Source organism: Mycobacterium sp. 134, assembly GCF_048282715.1.
Taxonomy (GTDB): Bacteria; Actinomycetota; Actinomycetes; order Mycobacteriales; family Mycobacteriaceae; genus Mycobacterium; species Mycobacterium septicum.
This window is the reverse complement of the sequence record NZ_JBLVUN010000008.1, coordinates 6,824,283-6,849,860: the sequence shown is the minus strand read 5'-3', so window position 1 is coordinate 6,849,860 and position 25,578 is coordinate 6,824,283. Positions and strand designations below refer to the sequence as shown.

General features: G+C 65.2%; 29 protein-coding genes. 4 read left to right on the top strand and 25 right to left on the bottom strand.

Annotation, left to right across the window (positions count from 1 at the left end; all coding sequences use genetic code 11):
- From ACNQVK_RS37510 to ACNQVK_RS37495, 4 genes are all read right to left on the bottom strand, one after another.
- The coding region (locus tag ACNQVK_RS37510; RefSeq protein WP_418033959.1) for a hypothetical protein at positions 1–241 on the bottom strand (241 nt) is incomplete at its 3' end.
- 249 nt (positions 242–490) lie between these two features.
- Positions 491–883 carry a GH-E family nuclease gene (locus tag ACNQVK_RS37505; RefSeq protein ID WP_418033958.1) on the bottom strand — a complete coding sequence of 131 codons (393 nt, stop codon included), beginning with the start codon at positions 881–883 and terminating at the stop codon, positions 491–493.
- 169 nt (positions 884–1,052) lie between these two features.
- A complete protein-coding gene (locus ACNQVK_RS37500) occupies positions 1,053–1,382 on the bottom strand; it encodes a hypothetical protein (protein ID WP_418033956.1) in 330 nt (109 codons plus the stop codon).
- Between the two features lie 4 nt (positions 1,383–1,386).
- Positions 1,387–1,938, bottom strand: coding sequence for a hypothetical protein (locus tag ACNQVK_RS37495; RefSeq protein WP_418033954.1), 552 nt, complete (start codon positions 1,936–1,938; stop codon positions 1,387–1,389).
- A 122-nt stretch (positions 1,939–2,060) separates the two neighbouring features.
- On the opposite strand from ACNQVK_RS37495, the gene ACNQVK_RS37490 reads away from it, so the two are divergent.
- Positions 2,061–2,390 (top strand): hypothetical protein, encoded by a 330-nt coding sequence (locus ACNQVK_RS37490; RefSeq protein ID WP_418033952.1) that lies wholly within the window; start codon positions 2,061–2,063, stop codon positions 2,388–2,390.
- A 245-nt stretch (positions 2,391–2,635) separates the two neighbouring features.
- Here the strand turns inward: ACNQVK_RS37490 and ACNQVK_RS37485 are convergent, their stop codons facing one another.
- Positions 2,636–2,914, bottom strand: coding sequence for a hypothetical protein (locus ACNQVK_RS37485; RefSeq protein WP_418028054.1), 279 nt, complete (start codon positions 2,912–2,914; stop codon positions 2,636–2,638).
- A gap of 133 nt (positions 2,915–3,047) precedes the next feature.
- On the opposite strand from ACNQVK_RS37485, the gene ACNQVK_RS37480 reads away from it, so the two are divergent.
- Both ACNQVK_RS37480 and ACNQVK_RS37475 read left to right on the top strand, forming a co-directional pair.
- Positions 3,048–3,227 (top strand): hypothetical protein, encoded by a 180-nt coding sequence (locus ACNQVK_RS37480; protein ID WP_418033950.1) that lies wholly within the window; start codon positions 3,048–3,050, stop codon positions 3,225–3,227.
- A 340-nt stretch (positions 3,228–3,567) separates the two neighbouring features.
- Positions 3,568–3,714 carry a hypothetical protein gene (locus ACNQVK_RS37475; protein ID WP_418033948.1) on the top strand — a complete coding sequence of 49 codons (147 nt, stop codon included), beginning with the start codon at positions 3,568–3,570 and terminating at the stop codon, positions 3,712–3,714.
- Between the two features lie 45 nt (positions 3,715–3,759).
- Here the strand turns inward: ACNQVK_RS37475 and ACNQVK_RS37470 are convergent, their stop codons facing one another.
- The 13 genes from ACNQVK_RS37470 to ACNQVK_RS37410 form a co-directional block, all read right to left on the bottom strand.
- On the bottom strand, positions 3,760–3,897 hold the full coding sequence (locus ACNQVK_RS37470; RefSeq protein WP_418033946.1) for a DUF559 domain-containing protein: 138 nt from the start codon (positions 3,895–3,897) through the stop codon (positions 3,760–3,762).
- Positions 3,894–4,154: a hypothetical protein gene (locus tag ACNQVK_RS37465; RefSeq protein ID WP_418033945.1), complete on the bottom strand. Its 261-nt coding sequence runs from the start codon at positions 4,152–4,154 to the stop codon at positions 3,894–3,896. The genes ACNQVK_RS37470 and ACNQVK_RS37465 overlap by 4 nt, the downstream gene beginning before the upstream one ends.
- Before the next feature lie 80 nt (positions 4,155–4,234).
- Positions 4,235–5,488 carry a hypothetical protein gene (locus ACNQVK_RS37460; RefSeq protein WP_418033943.1) on the bottom strand — a complete coding sequence of 418 codons (1,254 nt, stop codon included), beginning with the start codon at positions 5,486–5,488 and terminating at the stop codon, positions 4,235–4,237.
- Positions 5,488–6,735, bottom strand: coding sequence for an AAA family ATPase (locus tag ACNQVK_RS37455; protein WP_377151823.1), 1,248 nt, complete (start codon positions 6,733–6,735; stop codon positions 5,488–5,490). Before ACNQVK_RS37455 ends, ACNQVK_RS37460 begins: the two co-directional genes overlap by 1 nt.
- On the bottom strand, positions 6,732–7,556 hold the full coding sequence (locus tag ACNQVK_RS37450) for a hypothetical protein (protein WP_418028059.1): 825 nt from the start codon (positions 7,554–7,556) through the stop codon (positions 6,732–6,734). Before ACNQVK_RS37450 ends, ACNQVK_RS37455 begins: the two co-directional genes overlap by 4 nt.
- Positions 7,549–8,787 (bottom strand): DNA cytosine methyltransferase, encoded by a 1,239-nt coding sequence (locus tag ACNQVK_RS37445; RefSeq protein WP_418028060.1) that lies wholly within the window; start codon positions 8,785–8,787, stop codon positions 7,549–7,551. Before ACNQVK_RS37445 ends, ACNQVK_RS37450 begins: the two co-directional genes overlap by 8 nt.
- Positions 8,788–8,948: 161 nt before the next feature.
- Positions 8,949–9,962, bottom strand: coding sequence for an ImmA/IrrE family metallo-endopeptidase (locus tag ACNQVK_RS37440; protein ID WP_418033941.1), 1,014 nt, complete (start codon positions 9,960–9,962; stop codon positions 8,949–8,951).
- Positions 9,963–9,966: 4 nt separating this feature from the next.
- On the bottom strand, positions 9,967–10,842 hold the full coding sequence (locus ACNQVK_RS37435; RefSeq protein WP_418028062.1) for a hypothetical protein: 876 nt from the start codon (positions 10,840–10,842) through the stop codon (positions 9,967–9,969).
- Positions 10,843–10,890: 48 nt separating this feature from the next.
- Positions 10,891–11,259, bottom strand: a complete 369-nt coding sequence (locus tag ACNQVK_RS37430) for a hypothetical protein (protein ID WP_377151813.1) — start codon at positions 11,257–11,259, stop codon at positions 10,891–10,893.
- A 1,205-nt stretch (positions 11,260–12,464) separates the two neighbouring features.
- Positions 12,465–13,088, bottom strand: a complete 624-nt coding sequence (locus ACNQVK_RS37425) for a hypothetical protein (RefSeq protein WP_418028063.1) — start codon at positions 13,086–13,088, stop codon at positions 12,465–12,467.
- A gap of 79 nt (positions 13,089–13,167) precedes the next feature.
- Positions 13,168–13,812 (bottom strand): uracil-DNA glycosylase family protein, encoded by a 645-nt coding sequence (locus tag ACNQVK_RS37420; RefSeq protein ID WP_418028064.1) that lies wholly within the window; start codon positions 13,810–13,812, stop codon positions 13,168–13,170.
- Between the two features lie 352 nt (positions 13,813–14,164).
- Complete coding sequence (locus tag ACNQVK_RS37415; RefSeq protein ID WP_418033939.1) at positions 14,165–14,470, bottom strand: hypothetical protein; 306 nt, start codon at positions 14,468–14,470, stop codon at positions 14,165–14,167.
- Positions 14,467–15,090, bottom strand: coding sequence for a hypothetical protein (locus ACNQVK_RS37410; RefSeq protein ID WP_418028066.1), 624 nt, complete (start codon positions 15,088–15,090; stop codon positions 14,467–14,469). Before ACNQVK_RS37410 ends, ACNQVK_RS37415 begins: the two co-directional genes overlap by 4 nt.
- A 485-nt stretch (positions 15,091–15,575) precedes the next feature.
- On the opposite strand from ACNQVK_RS37410, the gene ACNQVK_RS37405 reads away from it, so the two are divergent.
- Positions 15,576–15,893 carry a helix-turn-helix domain-containing protein gene (locus ACNQVK_RS37405; RefSeq protein ID WP_418028067.1) on the top strand — a complete coding sequence of 106 codons (318 nt, stop codon included), beginning with the start codon at positions 15,576–15,578 and terminating at the stop codon, positions 15,891–15,893.
- Between the two features lie 225 nt (positions 15,894–16,118).
- Here ACNQVK_RS37405 and ACNQVK_RS37400 read toward each other — a convergent pair whose 3' ends face one another.
- The 7 genes from ACNQVK_RS37400 to rpsR all read right to left on the bottom strand — a co-directional run bounded on the left by ACNQVK_RS37400 (position 16,119) and on the right by rpsR (position 25,542).
- Positions 16,119–18,746, bottom strand: a complete 2,628-nt coding sequence (locus ACNQVK_RS37400; RefSeq protein ID WP_418028068.1) for a TniQ family protein — start codon at positions 18,744–18,746, stop codon at positions 16,119–16,121.
- The gene (locus tag ACNQVK_RS37395; protein WP_418028069.1) at positions 18,743–19,867 is read right to left on the bottom strand and encodes an ATP-binding protein; all 1,125 of its coding nucleotides are present in this window, start codon (positions 19,865–19,867) and stop codon (positions 18,743–18,745) included. The genes ACNQVK_RS37400 and ACNQVK_RS37395 overlap by 4 nt, the downstream gene beginning before the upstream one ends.
- On the bottom strand, positions 19,867–22,017 hold the full coding sequence (locus ACNQVK_RS37390) for a Mu transposase C-terminal domain-containing protein (protein WP_418028070.1): 2,151 nt from the start codon (positions 22,015–22,017) through the stop codon (positions 19,867–19,869). The genes ACNQVK_RS37395 and ACNQVK_RS37390 overlap by 1 nt, the downstream gene beginning before the upstream one ends.
- Positions 22,014–22,658 (bottom strand): TnsA-like heteromeric transposase endonuclease subunit, encoded by a 645-nt coding sequence (locus ACNQVK_RS37385; protein ID WP_418028071.1) that lies wholly within the window; start codon positions 22,656–22,658, stop codon positions 22,014–22,016. Before ACNQVK_RS37385 ends, ACNQVK_RS37390 begins: the two co-directional genes overlap by 4 nt.
- Positions 22,659–22,929: 271 nt before the next feature.
- On the bottom strand, positions 22,930–24,315 hold the full coding sequence (gene dnaB, locus ACNQVK_RS37380) for a replicative DNA helicase (protein ID WP_276130254.1): 1,386 nt from the start codon (positions 24,313–24,315) through the stop codon (positions 22,930–22,932).
- Positions 24,316–24,814: 499 nt separating this feature from the next.
- Complete coding sequence (gene rplI, locus ACNQVK_RS37375; protein ID WP_409551805.1) at positions 24,815–25,270, bottom strand: 50S ribosomal protein L9; 456 nt, start codon at positions 25,268–25,270, stop codon at positions 24,815–24,817.
- Positions 25,271–25,281: 11 nt separating this feature from the next.
- Complete coding sequence (gene rpsR, locus ACNQVK_RS37370) at positions 25,282–25,542, bottom strand: 30S ribosomal protein S18 (RefSeq protein ID WP_003884147.1); 261 nt, start codon at positions 25,540–25,542, stop codon at positions 25,282–25,284.
- Positions 25,543–25,578 lie beyond the last annotated feature (36 nt).

Sequence of the window (25,578 nt, the reverse complement as noted above, 5' to 3'; positions counted from 1 at the left end):
ATACGGAATTGAAGATGAGATCGTGTAGGTAGGGATGGGTCAGGTCGAGATTCGGCTGATCGAAGATCACGTCGTAGAACGGGACGCATTCACTTCCCGGTGTCGGTCCGTGCTGGATCAAAACCGCGAGGGGTGGGCCGGATCGCTTGGAAACCAAGTTGATGTCGGCACCGCACTCAATAAGTCGCCGGAGCATCGGCGCTTCAAACTCCGTGTCATGCGTTCGCTGATCGAACAACACGTGCAGGACGTTGACACCATCCGGGGCGATTGACGGATCAGCGCCATCGTCCAGCAGTCGATTCGTGATCGCCACCCGCGCCTCGACGTCCTTGTTCGCGACCGACTGGAACAGCAGTGGCCTACCGATACCGAACAGCTTCGCAGCGTCCCCCGGCGTGTACTCCTTGAGGAAGTCCTTCGGCGTCAGGACCCCCGATGCGCGGCGTAGACCAGGCTCACTCGGCCACCCTATCGTTCAAGGGGCCGGTCATCGTTGCTCATCGATGTGGGACCGGTTCCGATACGGGTCTTGGACAAGGTAATTGTCGGGGTCTCGGAACTCGCGCATATACTCCTCGAACGATATTTCTCCGCTCAGGTACGCCTGTCGGAGATCTCGGTACTCACGGCCGTTCCCGTGACCGTCCCACAACCCGTCGCGGGGGTCACAGGGCTGCCACTCGACGAGTCGATGGCCGTCCTTGACAACCCAGTCGTCGCCGATCGGACCGTTCGGGTGCAGCTCTACCCATTCCGGTCCCGGGCCGGGCTGCGGAAGGTCGACCCGGCCGCCATCGATCCGCGTTAGCTGATCGCTGCGGGAGTTGTTCCAGGACCTGTTCTTCCTGCCCAGCCCCGTAGTCCGGTCTGCTGTTCGCATACCTCAGACGGTCGCCGTTCTCGTCGTAGCCGAACGACCCGGTTCGCCGTGCGGTGGTAGTGGCCCCGTTGGCGGTGAGTCAGGCGGATGGGCCGGAGGTGGTGCATCCGCATGGTGTTCCCGACTGGTGGTGGCCCCGCACTGTGGTGAACGGGAGGCGGCTCCGCGGTCAGCGGGGAGGGACCGGCTCGGCGCTGTGCGGGACGGGAGGGGCTTCTGCGGTGCGAGGCGCTGCGGGCGGGTCGGGTGTGTGCGGAACCGCCGGTGCCGCCCGTGTTCGAGCGTGCGTCCGCCTTCCGAGACCAGGCCACGTTCCAGCGCGCCCCACCTCGGGCAGCATCGACTTGCCCAGCAAGCCCTCCGCGCCCAGAGGTGCCGTGGCGGCCATGGCGGTTGCGTCGAACAACACGTCGCCGGCGTGCTTGCCGGGGTTGTCGATCATTTCCGGTATGTCGTCCACGACCCCGTTGACCGCGCCCCACGGCCCCAGCGGCCCCATCGGGTCACGTAGATGCAGCGGTTGCCCATATGGTTTTCGACGGCCGCTTCCCCGAGCTGTTGCCGCGGCTGAAGGACGCCAGGGGGCGGCCCTCGCCGCCGGTGCCGGTGAGGTTCTGCAACGTTTCCGCCGTGGAGTAGAGGCGGTTGTAGAACTGGTCGTGAGCCTCGTTGACGAAATTGTTGAACTTCTTCCCGAGCTTCTCTCCGAGGCTGCGGGTGTCGGCGGGCGCGGGACCCGGCGTGGTGTCCGGATTCGCCGGCGTGTGGGCAGCTGAGTCCGCAAGCGCGGTGTTCGTCTTCTGCGCGTCCGCGACCATGGCGTTGACCTGTGCCTCGATCTGGTCGGGCGGTACACCGTGCTGCCGCGAACGGTTCCGAGCCTGGGTCTTGAACTGTTCGACGTCCTGTGGGCGTACTGCTCGAGGCGCGGCGGTGGGCTTCGGTTCTGCCCCTGCGGTCGCAGGATCGTTGGCGCCCAGCAAGTCGCGCAGGTCGCCCCCGACATCACCGGTAGCGGCGGGTTTGCCCTCCGGTTTCTTTGCGGCGTCCTCCACCGACTTGGGCACCGCGAACGGGCCGATCTGACCAGGCGCCTGCGCCGGAACCTGAGGTTTCTTCTCGCCGGCTGGTCTTTGCCGTCGGCGTCGTACTTGACCTTGTTGTCGACAAGCCTCACGTGGTCGGATGGGCTTACACCTCCCTCGCCCTCGCCTTCGAACTTAATCCCCGCCAGCTCAACCGCTTTCGCCCGCAGCCGTTCCCGAACATCGGTATCGGCCTGAACGAGTCGGTCGGCGTACCAGCGGATGTCCTCGGTGTGCTCGGCCAGAGCCCTGTTCCGGGCGGCGATCGTGGTGATGTCGTAGCGGCGAGTGTCGGTGGCCTTCAACTCTTCACTGACATTGAAGTCGTCCTCTTCGGCGGCCGTGATCGCGGCAACAATCTCGCGGTGTGCGGCGTTGATATCGGTGACACCGCTCTCGGCCAGGTCGGCGGCCTCACGTAGAGCGTCGGCCTGGCTGCCCACGACCGAACAATCAGCGCTCGCCCGATCCAGGGCGGCGTCCTTGCCATCGCCTTCCCATGTGGTGCCGCCCGGTGAGGCAATGTTTTGCCGGTGCTGATCGAACGCGTTCTCCGATTGGGTGGCCGCTGCACGCCAGTCCGTCGCGGCCTCGGTCAGGTGAGTGGTGCTCCACGCCTCGATCTGCGAACGCGTCAGCGACACAGCGTCACCGCCCGCCGCAGGGCTCACACGGTCACCGTGATCGCGTCGCGCCCTTCTTCGTCGGTGGTGTCGTAACGAGCACCGCTGACCGACAGGTCGGCGGCCTGACCGGTGATACGTGCGGCCTGACGCTGACGCACCGAGGCCCACACCGCGTTGACCGCATCAACTCCGGCACCGCTGGGCTGCCAGGATGCTGAACCGCAGACCTGCGCGCCGCTCAGTTCAGTCGCGGCGACGGCCTCGCTACTCGTTGCCGCTGCCTGTAGGCCGACCGCGTCGACGTTCAGTTCGTTTGCCATGCCAATCCCCCAACCGGCCACACCTGGTCGTCAGCCTATCTCACGACTTGCACCTGCACCGACACCTGTTCGGCGGGGTGAGCGAGTACGAACTCGGTGGAACCGATGGTGTCCGAGGTGCGTCTAACCCGTCGTGGATAAGTTCGCGGAGGATCTGACGGGGCCGCAGTTGCCGACCGCCGTGGAGGAGTACCTGGCCGGGGAACGCGAGTGGCACCGGCTACTGCGGGGGACTGAAGCCGTGACGCTGGCGGAGTCGGCGGCTGAGCTGACGCGGTGGATCAAACCGTCGCTGCACCTGGAAGGCCCGTAGCCCTCGATCGCGTAGACGGGCACCCCGTCAGCGGTGCCCACGACGGGGAACACGAAGCGGTCGGTGTGGGTTGTCGACCAGGGCCCCGTCGCCCTCGACGACCGTGTGGGGACCCCGTCGTCCAGTCGACATAGTCGCGGGACGCCTCGGCAGTAGCGACGGGGACTTTCCCCACGAAGCCGAGGGCGTGGAGTCGTGCTTGGGGATCCGCCGCGATGTCTGAACGGACGCTGACGGCCGTCCATTCGATGCCCTCGATTCTCACAGTTCCAAGGCTAAGCACTGTGCCCGACAGGAACCGCGGCGCGGAGAGAGGGCGTGCCCCGGGATAATCCGGAGCATGATCCCCGCGCGCCTCGTTGAGCAGCTGTCCGCCGCGCTGGCCCGGTGGGACGGCCGCGGCCCCACCGAGGACGACATGCTGCACGCGGGCAAGGAGCTCGCGTCGGCGGCGATGGCGGTGCTCACGTGGGACGCAGGCCAGTAGCCCAGCAAGTTCATCCTGTGCGAGCCGCGGTGACCACATCCACGATCACGGCGGCCACCACGGCGGGATCCTCGTGCTCCAGAACCGCATCACTGTCCAGCCGGCATCGGTGAGCAGGGCGCTCACCCGGGCGTCGCGGTCGCGGTTGCCCCGCTCCTTCGCCTCCCAGTAGTCCGTGTTCACGGCGGGTAGCCGATGGTGCTCGGGGCAGCCGTGCCAGTGGCGGCCGTCGACAGCAACACCGCCACCTCGGCGCGCGTGAATACGAGGTCGGCGCGGTGCCGGCGGTGGGCTGTCGAGCGGCGCACGATCAACGCGGTAGCGAAGGCCCGCGCGGTGCACCAACTTCCCGCCGCCGCGAGCTCGGGTTTGGTGTCCCTGCTGCGGTTCCCGCGCATGCTCGCTCGCGCCGCGGGGTTGGATGCCCAGCTCTCAGCCATGGAACCAGTGTGGCGCAAAGGAGAGGCTCGGGGCAGAGCGCTACGCGGCGAGCGCGATCACCCTTGGGCCGGCGCAACCCCTATGGCCTGCGGCGCCCCCGTGCTACCGGCGTCGAGACCGCATCAGTAGCTCCTCCAGGTCCGCTGGGCTCGCCACCCCGACCCGGACAGCCCCCGGCCTGCCAGATCAACATGACCGGGCACAAGATCGGTGGGCCCGACGGCGAGGCCGGACACCGTGCCGAAAGCTGGCACGAGCTGATGCGCGTAGAACGCCGCCTGGTACATCCCTTGGGCGACGTACCCGGGGTCGAGGCTCTCGGCGGGATATTTGCACTCCAGCACCAGGGCCCGGTCTCCGCGACGCGCCAGGAGAACATCCAGCCGATGTCCCGCGCCTGGAACGCCTGCCCACCCCTGTAGGAGAGTGTTCGCGCGAGGTCGCGGTACTTGTCGGCGACCCCGTACACATCCCAGCAGCGCGCGGCCTCACACCACAGGTCCCACGGCTCCCCACCAGGGAAGTCGATGCGGTAGACGGGCCCGCTCGTCATGTAGCCGATCGGGCGCAGGCTGGTGACCGTGGCGCCCGCACGCTCGCAAGCGATCATCACCGCGCCGAGCACGCCCAGCTGGAAGATCGCCTCCGGGAACCCGTCGGGTCTCAGCAACCTTCGCGCGAGACCCTCCGCCCCGCCGCGCTCCACCGCCGCGAAGAAGGCCGCGACCTCGGCGACCACATTCCATGGCCACCCAGACGCCCGTACCGAGCCGATATCGTCGCGCGAGGGCGGCGTCTGGTCGGCCTCGTCGAGCAGGCCGAGGATCGGCAAAGTTCTTACGAGAGTGCCTTCCACATCCTCGGACAGCTGCTCAATCAGCGTCCCCGTGTGCGGCCCTGTCAAGCTCTGCGAGGCGGCCAGCGCCTGGTCGAGCTTGCCCAGCGTCCACGCGAGCACGCTCAGAGTCAGCTGATCGGTGGTGCGCCTACGGCGGCGGATCGCGAACGCCGAAGGCGGCCAGCCCGCCCGCCGGGTCTTGGCCCAGTCCACACGGGTCTGCGGCACGTCCGACCAGAAGCGGTGGCGGTTGGACAAAGTGGGGAGGTGGTTCTGCCACTCCCTCGCCGACTTCGGCCACCTCCTGAGGATCGGGCTGCACTGCAGGAGAAGGATCCGCATCGCGCGGCGCTCCACGTCCTCGGGTGACCACTCCCGTTCGACGGGGGCCGGGGACGCGGCCGCGACGGCGGAGTACAGGTTGCCGACACCCGACCACTCGGAGAGCACCCGCATCAGCCCGCCCTCGTGAACCGAGAGCGCGGTGTCGTCCATCAGGCGCGCATCGCGTGCAGGCTCTGCTGCACCCATGCCCAGTTGCCGGCTGTCAGAGCGGCGGTGCTGGAGATCGCGACCGAGAGGTCGTCGAGTAGGTCCGGCTCGTACTTGGCCACAAGGTTCCCCACCGACACCAGGTACGCCTCTGCGAGGAGCTCTTCCAACAGATCGGCGGGGTGTGTCAGCTTCTCGTCCCCATTCGCCGGCTCGGATTCGGCGGGCTCGCCGTCACCGTCGCCGGACTGGGATTCATCCTCAGACACTGTGGTCGTCGTGCCATCCCCGCCGGCGTCTGCGTACGTGTGCATCCGCAGGCCGTGCTCAACGTAGGCCGGGATGTCCACGAACAGCCCAGGCCCGAGCTGGGCGTCTTCGATCCCGAGGTGAGCCGCGTACAGGCGGGTGACCCGGTCTGTCAGCCAGTCGAGCAGCGTCTCGTCGTTGACGCGGCCCGCGATGATCGCTCGGAAGTCGTCGGCGCTCGCGGGCGGGACGGGCACGTGCTTGAAGCGCCTACTCAGAGCCTGTCCCATCCGGAACACACGCTGCGCGTCCACCGCGTTGTACGTCCCGAGTACACGCCACTCTGAACCCGCCGCGTACTCCAGGGACGGAGGCGTGGCGACTGGTCGGACCCGACTCTCCGGCTGATCGGTCCACTCCAGGTACACGGGGACCGTCTGATCGCCGCTGCCCCCTGTCGCGTCCGGGCCCCGCCAGACGCCGACCTTGACCCGCTTGCCCGACAGCCAGGTGAGCACCCCGCCGAGCACGCGGTCCATGTCCGCTCGGTTCGTCTCGTCGAGCACCAGCCACTGGTTATTGCGCACCGCCACGAGGAGATCACCCTCCACGCTGCGGATCTCGCCGTCCACGACCGTCTCACCGAGCACCAGCTTCTCGAACGTCCACTCCTCCTCGGGCGTCACCCAGGCGCAGTCGATGCCCTCGCTGGTGAAGCCGAACCGCGCCGGGTCTTTGTCCGCCTTGTCGATGACCTGCTCAAGGATCTCGGTCTTGCCAGTGCCCGGCGGGCCAACCAGTAGCACCGCGCGCGACGAGGCGATCGCGACCTCGATCATCCTCTCGACGCGAGCGGAGAGCTGCAGCTCGACCACGTGTGACACGTGCCGGCGGGCAGCCGCCGCTTCCCGGCGCCGGTAGCGCTCGAATGCCTCATCGTCCCCCATAGCGGCAGCGCGCAGCGCCTCGAAGGAGTCGACGTCTGTAAAGGGGTTGCTCATCGCGACGCTGACCTCCCAAGGTCGGCCGCGATGCTCCTCAACGTCTCCAGATAGTGAGGACCGTCCTGAAGGAACTCAGGAGCGGTCATGCCCTTGATCGCAAAGAAGGTCGCGAGCTCCTTCTTCACCGTGGTGTTTCGGACCATACGGAGCTTCGCCCCGCGCCCGTCGTCGAACGATCCGATATTGAGGTCGCCGATCGTTAAGATCGGATTCGCCATCAGCCCGCGCTCCTCCCAGTCTTCGGCGGTGGCGGACAGCCAGCCGTCGAGCGCAGCTCGCGTCTCCCCGTTCAGCACTTCGAGTGCACGCGATCGGATTCGGGCAGACGCCTCACCCATCAGGTTGTGGTTCTGAGTTCCCTGGTAATGGCTCCCAAGTCCGCACGCGATGATTCCGAGCGACGGAAACCCCATGATCCGGACACGCCAGCCCTTGTTGTTCCTGAGCCGTTGTCCAAGTGACAGCAGGTGAATCTGGATGCTCACGTACTGGATCGGGCCGACAGCGTCGGCGTACTCCTCAACCGATACCTTGCAGTCCTGCAGCCAGTTCTTGAAATCGCTCTGGCTCTCGTTGTTGTACAAGTTGCTGTGCGCGCCTTGCCCGTATGGGTTGATGGTGTGGTCGTACCCCCAGGCGGCAGGCGGGAATCCCTCGCTGATGGCTGGGAGCGCATCTACCCACGCGGCCTCGGCTGCCGTCTCGGAGCGCGCGGTTAGGAACTTGACGACCGGCGTCAGGTCCCAATCAGGGGCGTCGGACTGATCCGTGTCGGTGTCGGCGTCCTCGACCGTGACTTCATCGACTTCGTCAGGCACCCAGCATCCCCCTGAGTGCTCGCCCGATCGCCTCCGCGAACAGGGGCGGCACCGCGTTGCCGACCTGCGAGCAGCGCGCGACGTCGAACTTCCGCCGCGGGCCGTTGATCGTGTACCTGCCCCGGAACTTGAAGTCGTCGGGGAAGGACTGCAGCCGCGCCATCTCCCGAACGGTGACGTTGCGAGGCTCGGCGTAGTGGATGAACTCGTCCGGGTGGGTGGTGATCGTGGACACCGGTGCGTCAGGGTCGATGAGCACCTTCTTGTCCTTCTTCGTGCCCATGGACAGCAGGAACTCTTTCGTCAGACGGCCCTTCGGCTGTGTTGCGTGGGCCGTCGAGTACAGGTCCAGGATTTGCTCCCCGTGCTTCGTGTACCGATGGGAGTCCGGAATCGATCCGGCGCGGATTCCGCGGCGCAGGGCTCGCGCGTACGGCCCCTCAGCCTTGATGTACTTCGAGGAGTCGTATTTGGGCGAGTCCGGGCACTGCACGCGGCCGCCCGGGTTGTGCAGGTCCGCCAGCGCCTCCGCGGCCGTCACGGGCCTATCGGTCGGGAGTCCGTGCGCGAGCAGGTGCTCCTCCTGGACCTTGTCCAGGTAGCGGAAGAAGTCCGAGGGGGAGATCCCCAGGTCGTTCCGCACGCCGATGATGATGGCCCGCCGGCGCACCTGGGGGACACCGAACTCGCTGGCATTGCCTATCCCGAAGTCGGCCTCGTAGCCGAGCTCCTTGAACGCTGCCACAACCTCGGCTGCCACTGACTCCTGGGCATCTTCACGGGGCCGTGATCGGAAAGCGCGGGTGATGCCCTCGACGTTCTCGATCAGAGCCACCTTCGGCCGAACGAGGTCGACGACTTCCAGGAGGCGGTGGACCAGGTGGTTCCGCTCGTCTGTGCCGTTGCGGGCGCCGCCCACCGAGAACCCCTGGCATGGGGGCCCGCCGGCGACGAGCGTGACGGCACCACGCAGCCCGCGCAGTCGCTTTTTGTTCGCCGAGTTGCCCAAGAAGGTGTCGATGTCGTGGGGGGCCTGAGGCACCCAGTCGGGCCACTCCGCGTAGGCGTTGTAGGACGCGTCCGCCCCAACGAGATTCGTGCGCAGCGTGTCGAACGCCATCGGGTCGCGCTCGATCGCGAACAAACCATCCCACCCCGCGTTGTGCAGACCCAGGGACAGACCACCGCAACCGGCGAACAGATCGATGCTGGTCAGGCCTTCGTCGGGCATATGGCCGCGCTCCCTCTACTCGTGGCCCATCTCATCCTGAGTCGATGGCTCGTCCCTCATTGTGCTTGACGGCAGACTAGATCCTGGTACCGACACCGCCCGATCGCCAGGGGAATGAGCAGGCACGATGGCCTTTCGCCGGCAGCCGCGGCGCGGCTCGGTCACCAGCACTCGTGCTTGCCCGACGCCATCTCAGCCGGTGTGTATGGCAGGAAGCACGTGCCGCACTTCGTCGGGGCTGCGGGCGCCGTACACCCGCAGCGCTGGCAGTGCGGGCACTTGAAGTCTTGGCAGTTCTCGCAGCGGCCGCTGGACGACTTCGCCTGGAATGTCTTCTCGCACACGGGGTTGGAGCACTCCTGCGAAGGGAAGGTCCAGGTGCCCGCCCCGTTCACGGTCGTGGGCCTCAGGGCGAGGAACACGTACCGCTCCTCATGATCGATCGCCGCCTCCACCCGCATCCCGTCGAGCACGGACCCGGTCTTGTACTCGATCCCCTCGTGGAACTCCCGCCGCACGGCGGCCTCCATCGCCTCAGCGGCGATGCGCCTGAACCCCTCCTGGGCGAAGTCCTTCGGCGGCTGAGGGTCGTCGTAGGTCGTCGCCGATGTGGTGACGACCCCGTCGAGATCTGCGACCGCGAGGATCCAACGGGAACCGGCCGGGAGCATCTCGAGCACGCGCAGCATGGTCGCCGGGCGGGAAGCCTCCGTCCGGGCGTACAGGCCGGCCATCAGGTCCGCCGGATGAAGCGAGGCATCGCGCCGGTCGCTCGCACCCACGGGCATCAGAACCTGCGCGGCGAACTGGTCGGACACCCGCTCTTCGATTTTGCGCCGCTCCCCGTCGACCATGTCGATGAGCGAAAACCCCCACTGGTCGTGCGTCTGCTGCAGGTGATGGCCGAGCTCGTGGAGCAGGGTGAAGTTGTCACGGCGGTAGGTGGCCGGGTGGAGGTGGATTGTGGGCGGGGTTGGACGGTAGTAGCCGCCTCCGCCGCAGCCGGTGTCGACGAGGCCGTCCTCGATCTCCACCTCAATCCCCGGACTTCGCAACAGCGTTCCTAGCGGATTGTCGCGCAGCGCCGCGAAGTTGAAGGTGGTGCACTCCTCAATGATTCGAGCGGCGATCGCTCGGGCATCAAGGCCGACGGCGAGGTCGTCCCACCCGTCCACGGGACTACCCGGCGTCCCGGCCGGCTCGGCCGATGGCGTCGCGCAGCTTGGTCTCCCGGAGGGCGTCGCTGTCGTTGCGCGCCGCCAGCGCGAACTCACGACGGGCGAGGCGGCGGATGTCGGCTTCCCCGATGCCGGTCTCCTCGGTCCGTGCCACGACCAGATGCTTGTAGCTCGGCCAGGCGATGTCGATGACGACGTCCGCGAGCGGGTCGGCTCCGACGAGGGAGTCGCCGTCGACACCGAGCCGCTCGGCGACGGCGGTGAGCTGCTCGTCGGTGACTGGCACGACGCCGTCCATCAGCGCTCGCAGTTCGGGCAGCGCTAGTCCCAGCACCGCAGCGACGATCCGCGAGGTGCCCCCGGCTTGCCGGACCTTCTCCGAGTCGAGGAATGCCCCTTCCTCGGCGCCGCCGGTGTTGAAGCACAGCTCGGTCCAGTGTTCGACCATCAGCCGGTCGGCGTCGGTGTTCTCCGCGTCGCGGGCCGAGCCCGGCGCGAAGGCCAGTCCGGGGTCGTCTCCGTCGTCCAGCGCGAAGGAGATCGGCGGGATCCGGTCGGGCGGGAGCAGCCGGCCGAGGCTGCGGTCCAGGAGATGGTTGCCGATCCCAGTCTCCCGGGTGGGCCACAGGGTGACGGAGACACCGAGCGGCGAGTCCTCCACCACCAAGCCTGGTGAGAACGACACCTCACCGGGAAGCGTCACGGGCCAGGCCAAGACGAACCCGTGCTTCGCGGCGGCGATCACCGCGAGCCCCGCCACCTCGCCCTCCCAGGACAGGATCCACAGGTCGCCGGCGCGGACCTGATCGCCCTGCACGCCGCGGTCCCAGAGCTCGTGCGCAGATGCCGGTACGCCTATCGGTCGATCACCGCTCACTCCTCACCTCCCACGGTCGTCGCTGAAAAAGAATCGCCAGAGTACAGGTCATGAGTCGAACAGCCGATTCCGGTAGACCTCTCGGGCCACCTCCACCTCATCCTCGGGCAGCTTTCCCAGGTGCTCGCACTTGCCAGCATGCCCCGTGACGGCCTTGTGAACCGGGTGGATGTAGCGGGAGGTCCACCATCCTGCGGAACCGAGGCGTGTCGCGTGGATCTCGGGCATCGCGCGGCTCGGCTTGTCGCCGGGTTTAGGATCGCTGGTAACTCGCGGGAGACCGGCCCACGTCGTGTCGTCGCGGCGGTCATCCATGCACGCCATCGGCCGCACCGGCTTGCCGACGCGCGCGGGGTGCTCGGTCGAATCCTTGTGTACCCAATAGACATCGCCGAACTCAGCGTCCCCACCTGGCATGAGCGGCAGCCTACAAGCGGGTGCCGACAGCCCCCGGATGCCGCGCTGGCTCAGTTCACACCCCCCAACCGGCCTCAGCCTCACCGCCGTTCCACTCGCGGGCGACTCCCCGAAGAGCGGCGCGGCGCGCACCCCGTCCAGCTCGGTGGGGCTGACGGTGCTTTGGCCAGTGGCACATCCAGCAGGAGCAGACCTCGACACCCGTGAAGATCCACTGCCAGTAGCAGCGACCGGTACGGCTGATGGTCCATTCGGGATCAGGGTCAGGAAGGTCGCACACGCTGCCTGCGCAGCGGTGGACAGGAACGACGCCGACTTCACGGCGTGCGACGCGGACGGCGAACGGAGCGTGGGCATCGGTGCGGGACATCGGCGGATCCTCGGAAACTGTGGCGCCCCAACGAGTCCCGCAGATCCGCTGCGGGATGGGGCTACCGCGGTCTTCGAAGACCGCCAGCCGAGGTCGCTCGCACAATTGGTGGGGCTACTCGCGTGTCTGAGGCATTCGGCGGCTCGGGATTTGAGCGGGGTTCGGACCCAAGGCTTACCTGGTTCATCCGGTGCCATGACCTGTCTTCACCGCCGCGCCACTTCTCAGAGTGCAGCAGGTTGAGCAAGATTCGTTGGCATTGGCGGCAGTATATGTGTTGCCGGCCCACCTTCACCGCAGCTGCGGCGAGTAAGGCGGCGACTCGCGTCCTGACTTCACCGTCGATGACCCTGAGGTGGATGAGATGTAGTAGGACGGCGATTGCGATCTCCGGCGCGGACGCCCTGGCTTGAACTTCAACGTCCTCGGGAGTCAACGGAGTCAACGGTGACTCCCTGATGCGAACGACGATGGCTGCGGTGCCGGTGGACATCAGCAGATCGCTCTTTCTGAGATCAGCGACTTCGCGCCCGGCGTGCCAGTATGCGCCGTCGTACTCGATCCCTATCGGGATGCCGTTGCCACCACGGAAAAGCATGTCGAGCCAAATCCGCTGATCGGCAGGAACCGGCACGCCCTGTTCTCCAGGCCCTAGTACCAGCTGCAACACGCTGAAGATGTCACTTTCGAGCCGAGATGAGCGGGGTTCGTCCGCGGAGCAGTGCGGGCAGACGTCACCGCGCACATAGCGACCCCGCGGTGAACCTGAATACTTTCGGACCATGGGGTGAAGGTATTCACGGGTGCTGACAAGTTGGCGTCCATGCTGGGTCGATCACTCGGCCGGCCCCGCAGGGCGTCTGGGACGGTCACCTGACCTGATGTGCGCGGCCGCGATCTTCCGGCCCTCGTTGAAGTAGGCCATCTCCACCGCGTCCGCTCGGACACCCTCGACAGCTGCGATGCCGTGATTGTGGTCAATCCACCTCGAATGGGTAGATGGATCCCACGGCCCGTTTCGCGAGATATCCCAACCGTCAACCGCTTTCAACGCCACGGCCACGAACTGGTCCAGGATCAGCGCTCGGCCAGTTCGACGGTCACGGGCGTCTGCGGCGTAGAGGAACTTGGTGAAGAACGACGGGCCGAGGTACTTGAGGTAATGCGGCTGCCCTCGCAACATCGCGATGTAAGCGTCGACGGTGTTGCCTCTCTGCACCGTCTCGGCGACCGACTGCAGGGCGTCGTCCACGCGGCGAGAGTCGTTATCCCGGAATACCCGCGCGCGACGGCCGACGAGGAACGCTGAACTCCCGGTACCCCAGACGTAACCAGCGAGCAGCGACTGCGGCAGGCCGTGTCTGTTTGCGGTGTCGAGCAGGTCGGCCCTCGTGATCGTGCGGTAACCGCGGTGCACTGCGGGCAGCTGTTCGAGGAAGTTGCCCCAGCTCTCAGGCACCCGCGGCGTCCACCACGCAGGCCGAAACCGGAAGCCGTGCGCGAGAACCTCATCGTCGGAGCGAAACTCCACGTGACGTCTACCCCCTTGAATCCCCGCGTGCGCGATCGAAACTCCACCGGATGGCCGCGGCCAGATTCGCCATATATCCGGCCTCCAGTTCGCTGTCGTGTTGGCGCTGGATCCACGACGGGTGCTTCACGTTGAAGATGTACGGCACGCCCTTCGGAAGCCGTCCCCGCGGAGGCTCGAACGGCGACACCGAAACCCGCGCCCGCGGGAAGAAGAACCTCATCACCCGTTCGGCGTCACGGCCCAGCGTAATCACCAGCCGCGGCCGGACAATCTCCAGTTCGCGGTGCAGAAACGGGGAGCAATTGACGATCTCGTGCTGATGAGACGCGCGGTTCTTCGGCGGGTGGCAGTGCACCGCGTTGCTGATGAAGAGATTCTTCTTGCCGCGTCCGGCGAGCGCGATGGCCTCATCGATCAGGTCACCGCTGCCTTCGGTGAACGGGATCTGGGTCTCCATACACTTCTCGCACAGACTCTGCCCGACCAGCGCAACCGGTGAGGTCAAGCAGCCGTATCCGGGCGCGGAGGCGGTAACGCCGTCGATGTTCAGCCCGTCGCAGCGCCTGCAACGTTTGATCTGATCGTCGAGGGCGACTTTGAGCAGCTGCCGCGAGGCAACGGTGTCGTGTTCTACCGCGTTCGAGCTCACCGGTGGAGTCTAGGTACGTCGAGACCTGTGACGGGCTAGATCACGGGTAACTGCACCGGCCCGCTGTGGCCAGCCAGCTGCCGCGCCCGCTCAAGGGGGCTCCCCGAATCTCTGACGCCATGTAGGTGTCCGACCCTATCCGCGAACTGCATGTCGGCCCGAACCTCGCCAGCGTCGGCGATGTACACCACCGCGACCGGCTGACTGTGACCGTGGGGCGGGCCCGGGAGGGCACTCGGGGGCGAGTGTGCCGAAGACCCCGCTGGGTCGGTCAAGCAAGAGGTGAGCCCGTCGCATTCCACTGCTGCAGTGCCCGCGAACGTCAGCCGCACCGCAGTGTCGCCGGGCGGTTTCACCGCGACAGTGGTCCACCGGAGCCGGCTAATCGCTGGTCCTCTCCGCATTTCGCGCACCAGGTGATCCGCTCGGGCGCCACCCTCCCGCACCGGCCGCAGGTGTGTGCCAGCTCTGCAAGCGTTGCCCAGACCAGCACGCGCCCAGCGTCGGTGTTGGCGGTGAAGACCGCCCTCGGAATTGGGGTGGCTGCGTCGATCATCTGCACTACGGCGGCGGGTTCCACCTCGGCGAGATCGACGACCAGTCGGTCAATGCAGGCTTGCCAGCCTGGGCGATCACTGGGGATGACCGGATCGTTCACGGCTGCTCCACCATGATCGACGCCGGCTCCGCGAGGATGCGCGCCACCACGTCGCGTTGCCGGTCCGACAGCATCTCCTGGGTGTAGCCATCGCACATAAGCGCCCACCAGACCGTGGCAGTCGACGGGCAACCGGGACAGACGCGCGGACTGATGACGCCGAACCGCCCTTGCCGCGGCGGGTAGTCCCACCCCGCCTCGTACGCCTCGTCCGGCGTCAGGACCTCCTCGACACCACAGCACTCGCACACGTGTCGGAGCACCATCGCGAGCACACCACGGCGGAGCTCGCCAGTGCTCGGCATGATCACATCACCCGCCGGGCGATCGGCGTAGTGCGCGGCGTCGGGCACCGGAACGACTTGGATCCCGCCGACCATCACCGTTTCCCCGGAAAGCATCGCCGCAAGCTCACCGCGGGTGACGAGCACCATACCTTCCGCAGTCCCGGCGTGGGACTGCGCCGCTGTCCGGTCGGTGTCTTCGACCGCACGTACTCGCACCATGCCGCACGGGGAGCCGAGGGTGCGAGCGCTGTGGGGGTCGTCCAACTTGTCGGTGAGCGCCTGCAGGTTTCGGGTCGTGAGTTCGACGCGGCGTGCGTCGGCGTCGTACTTCATCGCTCCTGTCTCGTCAGTACCAGCGTCATCGTCGGCTCGCCGATCGTGACTGCAGGATCGTGCACCCGGAGCGGAACGGTGGTCGCAATTCGGGCGTTCTCCAACCAGTCAGGGCGCCGGGTCGAGCCCCTACGAAGCGTCACTGACATCAATACCAGCGGCGATCATCTTCGGCCACAACCACTCTCGTAGGAACAGCTGCTGACGAGACACTCCCTCTTCGAACGCCAATTGCTCGAGAAAGTCCGCTTCTGGACCCAGCAGCCGGACCTTGCAGTCGCGATTGCGCTGACGCGTTTCGGACCCGCTGCGTTGGGTCCTTTTCGTGTCCGCACTGCTGCGCGGTTGGGAATTCGTCATCACGTGGGCGGGGAGTCTCCTAGTGTCTCGATGCTGGCGCAATCAGTGGTGCGCTCGTCCGTGTACTCAATAAGCGTAATGTTAGTAGGGCAGACATTTTCGTTGGCGCACAGGGTACTTGTGGCGTGCCAACCAGACCCAGCCAAACAGATCCGGAGCGCGCTGAACTCTGGGCTCAGCGCCGACAAGCAGTAGGTCAACGCATTCGCAATTTGAGAATCGAACGCGGGCTCACGCAGGAGGCCCTTGCCCTGGAGTCCGGAGTGACCCGCAACGTGCTGATCCACGTTGAGCATGGAAAGCGTGGCCTGCTCTTCGAACGGCTATACGACTTAGCGGAGGTGCTCGGGATCCCGGCCGGCGACCTGCTGGTTGACGAGACAGGCCCGAAATTGCCCACGAAACCCCCGAGCTCGGACCGCCGCGAGCTCGGCGCTCAATGAATGCGTAGAGAGATCGTTGCAAGCCCCGGCACCGGGCCTTAACTACTCGCATCCCAGCCGCAGCCGACCGCAGTACCGGCCCGTTGATAGCTTTGCACTACTAGTAGCACTTTTGACGGGTGGCCCTCAGGAGTGGCCCCACTGAAGAGCCGGTATTGAGGTAACCAGCCGGTCGCGCAAGTGGTGCGTACCACAGAGCCGTCGCCCACAATTCAGCATCAGTCTCTACTGCCAATCGCGACGTTGGCATGCCCGTACGGTGGCAACGACCCGTGCGCCGTCGTCGGTGAGCCTCATGGGACGTCCGCGCTCAGCGCGTACGAGTAGCTTGGTGCCGAGTTCGCTTTCGATGCGGTTGATTTGAGACACCAGTACGGCCTGACCGACGCCGAGCTCTTCGGCGGCGACCGTGAGCGTGCTGTAACGCGTTGCCGCAGCGAATCGCTCGAGCCGTTCCCGTCCACCGATTCCCGCCAGTGCGGGCCGGATGAGATCCGGTGCCTCAACGGCGACTTGCTCGGCGGCGAGGGTGGAACTGTGGCTGCCGCCACCTCGTCCTCGCATCGGGATGGCGTGAGTTTTGGCCCAGCGTGCCATGTTGGCTGTGCTCATACCGGCCTCGTTGGCAATGTCGGGTAGCGTGCGTCGTTTGTTGACGTACTGGTCGTAGAGCCAGTCCCGGTCGATTGTCGTGCGGGCTTGCAGACCAGGTTCACGTAGCGCCAGATCGTAATCACGGGCGAGTCGGGCGATGATCTGGCGACTGACTCCAACCGACGCCGCAATATCTTTGAGCGACATCCGTTCATGCTCGTAAAGGTCGGCCAAACGCTCCCGTGAAAGCGTCTGCTTGGCGGTCAGATACGCGCGGTTGTAAGGGGTCGAGAGCGTCGCGCCATTATCCGGATCCGGTCGGGGCACGGGGTGGGTCTCCAGAAGGTAGCGCACTGCGTCGAGGCTGGTGTTCAACCGCTGTGCAGCTGCACCGAGCTTGACTCTGTCCGCCGCAATGACTTGGTGCAGACGGGCGATGTCGACCACGGCGGGGTCGGGTCCGGGTAGATCGAGCCCGTCGAGCACTTCCTTTGGCGGGTGCCATGTCACTGGTTCGTCGTCGATGTTCTGGTCGGCCAAGAACTCGCGGGCGTGTTCCTTGAGCGCTTGAGCCAGTTCGGGTGTGAGGTGGCCGGGGAAGTCGGCGGTCTTGGTGCGAAAAGCGCTGTCGTCCCGAGCCCATGGCGACGTGCTGGCGGGACGCCCGCTAAGGCGCTCGAACAGAAAGCAGCGGGCGATCCGCGCCCTGGCCGGACCCGGTCCCGGGGTGGCGGTGTCGCGGCAGATCTGTGTCCATATCTTGTCGGGCAGCAGCATCGTGTAGTCGAGCTGGCGGCGGCGCTGGTAGTTGATCGGAACGCCATGGTCGGCGAGGTAGTCGGCCATGCGGATGAGAGCAGCGCGAATACTCGACCACTGGTCCTGCTTTTGCAGCAGCTGCAGAACCCGAGATACGGCGTGGCCCGTGATGGGATAGTCAATCGCGCCAGCGGCTTCGTCGAGGTTGAGCTTGCTGTTGACCAGCAGAAGGATGCTGGACAGTGCTGGACGCAGTTGCCATTGGTGACACGTCTCAATCGCCAGCGGTAGCGACCAGATCGGCCACAGCATTGAGGGCACACGGCGCGACATGTCCGCGGTGCGCTGCGCGCCAGCGGCCGGCTGAGCGGGTACTGGAGTGCCGATACGGTAACGCAATTGATCGCTTGGATTGAGCAGTGGCCCCAGGGCGGTGAGCTGAACTCCGGTGAGCACCGGCGACGTGTTCTTACCCCACGAGATGTTCGTGGCGTTCACAGCCGATCCGCGTTCCCTCGAGGAGGTCACCAACCAACGCAGCGAGTCCCCGGCGTGCGCCACGTCGGGGCGATCAAGGGCTTTCAAGGCAGCTACCACGCCGACGCCGGCAGTTACGGCCCGTGCCGGTGCCGCCAGCCCAGGCTTCGTATCGGTTCGTGCCGGACCGCGCCGGACATCCGAGGGCTCACCAGTGGCCCGGTAGATGCGGTTGAGGTCTTGCGGGATAACGGCTTCCAGGTCTTGGGGTGTGGCGTAGGCCAGCGCGCGGCCGGCGACGGCCCGGATATCCGAGAGAACGTTGAGTCGTGGCTGCGGCGATGCCTGGTACACCCCGAACGTTGGGGTCTCGCTGTCGAGGACGCTGTTCACGACCCGCTGTGCGTGTATCACTGGGTGATCTGTATCGAATGAGGCGACGGTCGCGGTGGTGAGGTCGGCGCCGCACCTCGGTGGGGTGCGGCCGGTTGCGTCCGCGGCCGGGTGCGAACAGCGTCCGGGTTGCGGAATGATGTCGCCGATGTGTGTGCGACGGCGTTGGACCGCGTCGCAGTGTGGACAGGCATCGGACAGTAGACAGTTATGGGTGGTGCAGGCGAACGTCCAGCCCAGTCGCCATCTCAGTTGCCAGCGTCCCCCGGTCGTGTCCAAACATGCTGGGCAGAACCGCGATCCCCGTCCCCGGCCCCAGGGGAAGGCTCGACTGAGCATCCGTGAGTCGGGCTTGATGCGCACCGCCCGATCCGAATAGTGCTGCAGCGTCATCATTTCCAGCGCATCACGGTCGATTCCGGTCGCCGTCCTGATCATGTCGGCTTCGTCAGAATTCAGGCGCACGATCCAGGCGGTGGTGTCCATCCCGTTGTGGGGGCTCAGCCCGACGGCGGTCAGGAGGTCTCCGAAGGCGGTGTGGGTGCGGTGAGCGATCGCTTCCAGCCACGAGTCGATCGCCTCACCCCCGATCGGGGCAATGCGCATCGGCAGTGTGCGCACGGCGTTCATCCGGCCTTGCCGATCCTTGTCGTCAGTCTTCGCGCCTCGAAGGCCGTTTCGAGTTCCCGGCGGGCCTTTTCCGATGCCTCGTCGTTCTTGACGAGATCCATCAGCTCACGGGATAACAGTTCCGCCCCCGTGCGCACGGCTCGTTGGCAGCCCCGATTGATCAGAGTCATCAGCGAACCGATGTGTCCGGTGCTGCGGGCGAACAGATACTCCGAGAGGTCGTCGGCCAACATGCCGGGGTGCTTGTCAGCCAGCGCGATCCGCTGCTCGAGGGCGAGGAGCAGTTGGCGCCATTCGCGGCGGCCCTCATCGGTGTTGATCACGAACGGGCCGATGTCGAGCTTGGTGGTGCGTCTGCCGGTTTGAGCGATCACCGCGTCTTCGTATGAATGCCCTTCGGAGAATAGCCCCCGCGCCGCCAACCCGACGCCGACGAAGACGAGGGTGACGGGAAACTCGTTGGCGATGTATTTGAAGTGGTTGCTGATCTCCACGCCGACGGTGTTGCGCCATCGCAGAAAATGCAGATCATCAACGATCAGCAGCTTGGTCTCGCAGGCCAGTACGCAGTCCAGTGCCCGGTGAGCGAAGTGGGCGGCGTTGCCGCGGGACATCCCCGGATGAGCAAAGAACGACAACATGGCCCGGTTGAATTCGACCATGCCGGTGTTGCCGGTCAACCCGACCCGGCATACCGGCCACCGCTCGTGACCCTCAGTGGTTTCAGTCCCCAATTCTTTGATCTCGCGACGGTGGAACTTCCTGGCGAAATCCAGCACCGATGTGGTCTTCCCTAGTCCGGGAAAGGCATCGATCGCCACCGCTCCTTTGGCCTTGTCGCCGTCTTGGACGTTACTGTCGACGATGTCCCACAAGTCTTCATGCAGGGCGGCCAGCTGCGGTGTTCTGATCGGGCCGAGATTGGCGTGCCACTCACGGCGCTGCCGATTGTAGTCGTCGTGGGCATCTTCGCTGAGCGACTCAATTTGCTTGCGGGTCAACGGCTCCGGTGGAATCCGGGCAGCGGTGTTCACAAATCGCTGCCAACCCTCTTTGCGGGCCAACGTCAGATTGTCCAGCCGGGCCTCGGTCTCCGGTTGGGCCGGATTTTTCTTGGCCATCACGCGTCGTCCAGCGCGTCGGCGTAAAAGTCGTTGGCGGGGTCGTCGAGTTCGTCCTCGGCGTCGTCATCGCCGGTCTCGGGATCGGGTTCTTCGATCGTCGTGTCCGTGTCCTCGTCGGCGGCAGGATCTGCTGTCGCCAACACGCGAGCGACCGACGGCAGAGCGGCGACCTCGTCCTGTATCTCAGTCTCGTCGATCAGGGTGGCGTCGCGGGAGAGCCGCAAAGCCATTCGCCGTTCGGCCAGCGTAGAGCCTAGTCCGAGGTTCCACCGCTCCAACAGATCCGCCACCGCGAGCCGGTCATCGGGGTAGGTGTACTTCGACGCGGCGAGCTTGCGCGCGAACTGCAGCGCGTCCTCACTGAGCGGCATCTGCAACGACGGGGCATGCTCCCACACCAGTGGGTGCCACTTGCGCGTATCGGGATCGCGGAAATAGGCGCGGGTGATGTCGTCAGGATCGTAGTGAATGGGCCAGCGGCCCTTGGCTTTCCCTTTGTACGGGCTGGTCATGTTACGAAACGGGTTCAGTGACGGCCCGTTGTAGCGGCGGGAACCGAAGTCCACTCCATAGTGCTGGATCTTCCGGAACTCGGTCTTGAGGAACTCGTAGGCCAAATCGGGATCGCGCGGAGCCTCGATGTAGCCGGCGCGAGCGACGCCGTGCTCAAACATCTGCGCCGGCGACATCCGCAATCCCGGCACATGCGGATCGATCAAGCTGTCATGCGGTCGGCGGTGATACACCACAGCCACCCACTCGCGGATGATCGCCTCCAACTCGTCCAGGTAGAAGAACGCCTCAGATTCCGGATCCAGTCCGCGGGAGTGCACATCCGGGCCCTTGTAGCCCGGCAGCGCCTGCAACAAGTCCTCGCGGATGGTGCGGAAGAATCGCTCCACGGGGCCCTTGTCACGTCCCGTCCGCAGTCGCGCAGGCTGGATCGAAATCCCCATCCGCTGACAGACGCTGGTCAAATGCTCGGATACATAGATCTTGCCGTGATCAATAATGACCGTTTCCGGCACGATCGCTGGCCCGGCCGCGCCGACCAGGGACCCAGCGATCGCGTCGACATCGATCAGGACTGACCTTGGGACTCCGTGCTCGGGCCATACCGCTTGCGCTGGCCAATCCTTTCCCGCTGGTCGGGGCCGGTAAGCCTGATACAGCACTGACGCTGCGTCGACCGACTTCGTGGACACCGGCGTCAATCTGATTCCTGTGACGCACCGGGTGTACCAGTCCATTCCGATCGACAGTTCGGCCTGCACCCACCGCAACGTGATCGGATCCATCGCAAAAACATCCAGCCGCGTGGTGTCCATCAACAGGTACTCACCCGGCCGGGTCGGGCGCAGCTTTCCATACACACCATCCGGCCGTTCAGCAATGTCGCGGTTCCGTTTGGTGCTCAACCGAAACGTCGGGTACCGGCTCTCCAGCTCGGCAAGGACGCGGAATGCCGTTGCGCGGGACGGTAATTCCACGACCCCCTCGCCGAACCGCGCGACGACTCTAGCGTTGGTTCTGTTGATTACCATCGTCTGCGAAGGACGCGACTGGTCTGTGTGCTCCACCATCACTTCAATGGCGGTCTCGGTCCACCGCGGGTCTACATTCGCCCCCGGGCCTGCAGTCCTTTTCGCCCGCGTCGACGCCAGACCCGCTTCACCGTACTTCTGGAACTGCTGAACCCAACGTTCGATTGACCGGACCCCAGCACCAAGCTCCCGCCCTTTGCTTGCGTAACGCCTCGACAGTGGCACAACGGCTTGGTACTCCGGCCGCGGCTCCCCAGGAAGCGCCAACTCCGCACTACCCGAACGGAATCCGGTGAGCACTTCGCGGACGTGCGCCGCTCGCTCGATCATCTCGTTGCGCTCGACGTCGCTGAGCTGTGCGAGAACAACCCCGGCAGGCTCGAAGTCGTCATCGCTGCACGGTCCCTCCGAATCCGGGACTACTCGTGTGCTGTCTGACAGGAGAAGGTCATTGAGGCGGGCTCGGATGACCGCCTTCTTCGACGTCCCTTTCAATACGACGTCCATGCCTGTCTGACCAGTGTGGATCTCAACGATCTCCACCAACTCACCATCGTGCACGAGCCTAGTACCCACACCGATTCGTACCCCAGCTGAAGTCATATCGACATCCTCAGTTCTGTTCGCCCGCTTAGTCGCTCGCTCAGATCGATTAGAAGTTCTTGACGCCAGAGAAGGTGCAGCACAGCAGACTTGACATGATTGATCGGCTCCCCTGGCAGACACCTGAACGCATCCGCAAGTTGTAAGCCAACCAGATTCTTCTCCCGCACTTGTGCCAGCAGCTCTGGGCGGAACATCCAACTGCGCCGGTATCCCGCAAGGAAACGGACATTCTCCAACTCAACTGCGTTGGGTTCGGTCGCCACTTCATAGCGCCAGCCGCGCGCCTCAACGAGTCCGCGGGTCCACTCGAATGTGAAAGCGACCTTGGGATCCGAGAGACGGCCGGCGGGCTTCACATCCACGACTACAGGGCCTGCATCGGTGATCAAGAGATAGTCCGGGATGTGCTTTCGTGGCTTGCGATCGACCGTAGCTCGGAGCAGGAATGGCTGGGCGACAATTTGCCGCGCGCTGGTATCAAAATCGGCAAAGAGCAAGCGGGACAATTCAAGTCGCGATTCATAGATGACGTGACGGCCAACGGTGCTCGACCAGTAGGTCCCCGAGTAGTGCTTCTGCCCGCGGTGCCACCGAAACGTCCGCCACGGAGCCGCGTTGGCAAGTTCGTTGATACCCACCGAAGCCCACTCTCGGGCAACCTCACTGAGGTCGTCAGCACGTCGGTATGAGACAGAGGCAGTCGGCACCTTGTCTCCACTGCGGCCCATCGCAACCACCTCTGCCCTGCAATCGGATCTAACTGCTCTGACGGCCCGATCATCACATAGCCGCCGGCGCAGGCCTCGGATTGACCAACCCGCGTGTCTCACGAACCTGGCGGATCCGCCATCGCTCCGCCATCACTCGTGAGATTCCGCCACGTTCCGTGAGAACCTACAAGAGCTACACCTAGCGCGCCATATTGGTGAATCGCGAGAAGTGAAGCTGGTGCGCCACAGTGATATTCGCCGTCGGGCCGTTACGATGCTTGCCCAGGATGATGTCTGCTTCACCACCACGCGGATCTTCCCGGTCGATCGCGTCGGGGCGGTGCAGCAGCAGGACCATGTCGGCATCCTGCTCCAGCGAGCCCGATTCACGAAGGTCCGAGACCTGCGGACGTTTGTCGGTGCGCTGCTCGGGACCACGGTTCAGCTGGCTGATCGCGATCACCGGCACTTCGAGTTCCTTGGCCATCAGCTTGAGGCTTCGGGAGAAGTCCGAGACTTCCTGCTGACGTGACTCGTACTTCTTGCCCGAGCTCATCAGCTGCATGTAGTCGACGACCACGAGCTTCAGGTCCGCCTTCTGGGCCAGCCGTCGGCCCTTGGCGCGGATCTCCATCATGGTCAGGTTCGGCGAGTCGTCGATGTAGAGCGGCGCCTCACTGATCTCGCTCATCCGGCGGGCCAGCTTGGTCCAGTCATCATCGCTCATCCGGCCCGAACGCATATCGGCGAGTTTGATCTTCGCCTCGGCCGAGAGCAGTCGCATGACGATCTCGGACTTGCTCATTTCCAGCGAGAAGATGACGCTGGCCATCCGGTGCTTGATCGAGCAGGACCGCATGAAATCCAGTCCCAGAGTGCTTTTGCCAACGCCAGGTCGGGCCGCGATGATGACCATCTGCCCGGGGTGCAGGCCGTTGGTGATCTCGTCGAATTCGGTGAACCCGGTCGGCACACCGCGCGAGATACCACCCTGCGAGGCGATCGCGTCGATCTCGTCCATCGTGGGCTGCAGCAGGTCTTCGAGCGCTACGAAGTCCTCCGAGGCGCGTCGCTCGGTGACGTCGTAGATCTCGGCCTGCGCCCGGTCCACCACGTCGGTGACATCGGCGCCGTCGGCCCCGGCATAGCCGTACTGGACCACCCGGGTCCCCGCCTCCACCAAGCGGCGCAACAGGGCCTTCTCGGCGACGATGCCGGCATAGAAACCGGCGTTGGCCGCGGTGGGCACGGTGGAGATCAGGGTGTGCAGATAGGGGGCACCACCGATGCGGCGCAACAGGCTGCGGCGATCGAGTTCGGCAGCGACGGTGACGGCGTCGGCCGGTTCGCCCCGGCCGTAGAGATCCAGGATCGCGTCATACACGTTCTGGTGCGCCGGACGGTAGAAGTCTCCGGGGCGCAACCGCTCGAGCACGTCGGCGATCGCATCCTTGCTCAACAGCATGCCGCCGAGGACCGCCTGCTCGGCCGCCATGTCCTGCGGCGGCTGCCGGCCGAAGTCCTCCCCAGGCGGAGGGCCATCCATCTCCGAATCCGGATGCCCCAGGTCGTCCACCACCGCCACGGACTCCCCACCCCCTTCCGAGACCCGCCTCACAACAGGCTCGAACGTTTATTCGAATCGGTACTGCAACTGTAAAACAGGGCTCCGACAAAGAAGCTTCGTGGCGCTGCGACGCATCACGCTAGACGTTGCTGGCGCCTCCCGAAACCACCCCTGTTAATCAAGCTGTGGATGGCATGTGGATAGGTCTCGGTCGCAGTGTTGAGCCTCTGGGGAGAACCTGTGGATCATTCCCGAGCAATCTATAGTTTTCCCAGGTCAGAGTGCCATAGAGGTTGTCAGTGATTGTGTATGGGAAGTTCTTCGGCGTGTCGTGCCGGGTTGCCATCCCGGGCGTGTTGTGTTGCGCCCAGGGACCTGGCGGGTTAACACCGAGTTAGCTTCGCTGTCCAGAGTTTCCCGCAACGCGTTCGCCAGAGACACAGCAAACGCCCGGGTGGAAACCTCTGCAGGCTCCCACCCGGGCGATTGAGTGCTGGCGGAATTGTTCCGCTACGGATTACTCCGCGACGACGTTCAGCGACACCTTGGCTTCCACCCCGGTGTGCAGCTTCACGGTGATCGGATGCGTGCCGACCGACTTGATGTGCGCCTTGGGCAGCTGCACGGTGCGCTTGTCCAAGTTGGGGCCGCCGGCCTTCTTGATCACGGCCACGACATCAGCCGCGGTGACCGAGCCGAACAGCTTGCCCGTGTCGGTAGCGGCCTGAACCGGCAGCGACACCTCGCCCAGACCCTCCAGCGCGGTCTTGAGCTCGTTGGCGTGCTCGACGCCACGGATGGACTTGGCATCGCGCGCCCGACGGATCTCGTCGGCCTGGCGCTCGGCACCACGGGAGGCCACGATGGCCAGCCCGCGGGGCAGCAGGTAGTTACGGCCGTAGCCGTCCTTGACCTCGACGGCGTCGCCCGCGACGCCCAGGTGTTCCACCTCAGCGGTGAGAATCAGCTTCATTGGTGTATCTCCTACCGCGTCGACGAGCCGAACGGCAGCAGAGCCACCTCGCGGGCATTCTTCACCGCGATGGCGACATCGCGCTGGTGCTGGACGCAGTTGCCGGTCACCCGGCGGGCACGGATCTTGCCGCGCTCGCTGATGTAGGTGCGCAGCAGCGCAGTGTCCTTGTAGTCGATGACCTGCCCCTTACCCTTCTTGGAGCAGAACACGCACTTACGAGTCTTGACCGGCTTTTCCGGTGCCGGCCGTCGCTTTGTGGACTTGGCCATTGGTTATCTCTTCCTTGCAAAAATTTTCGTTGTTGA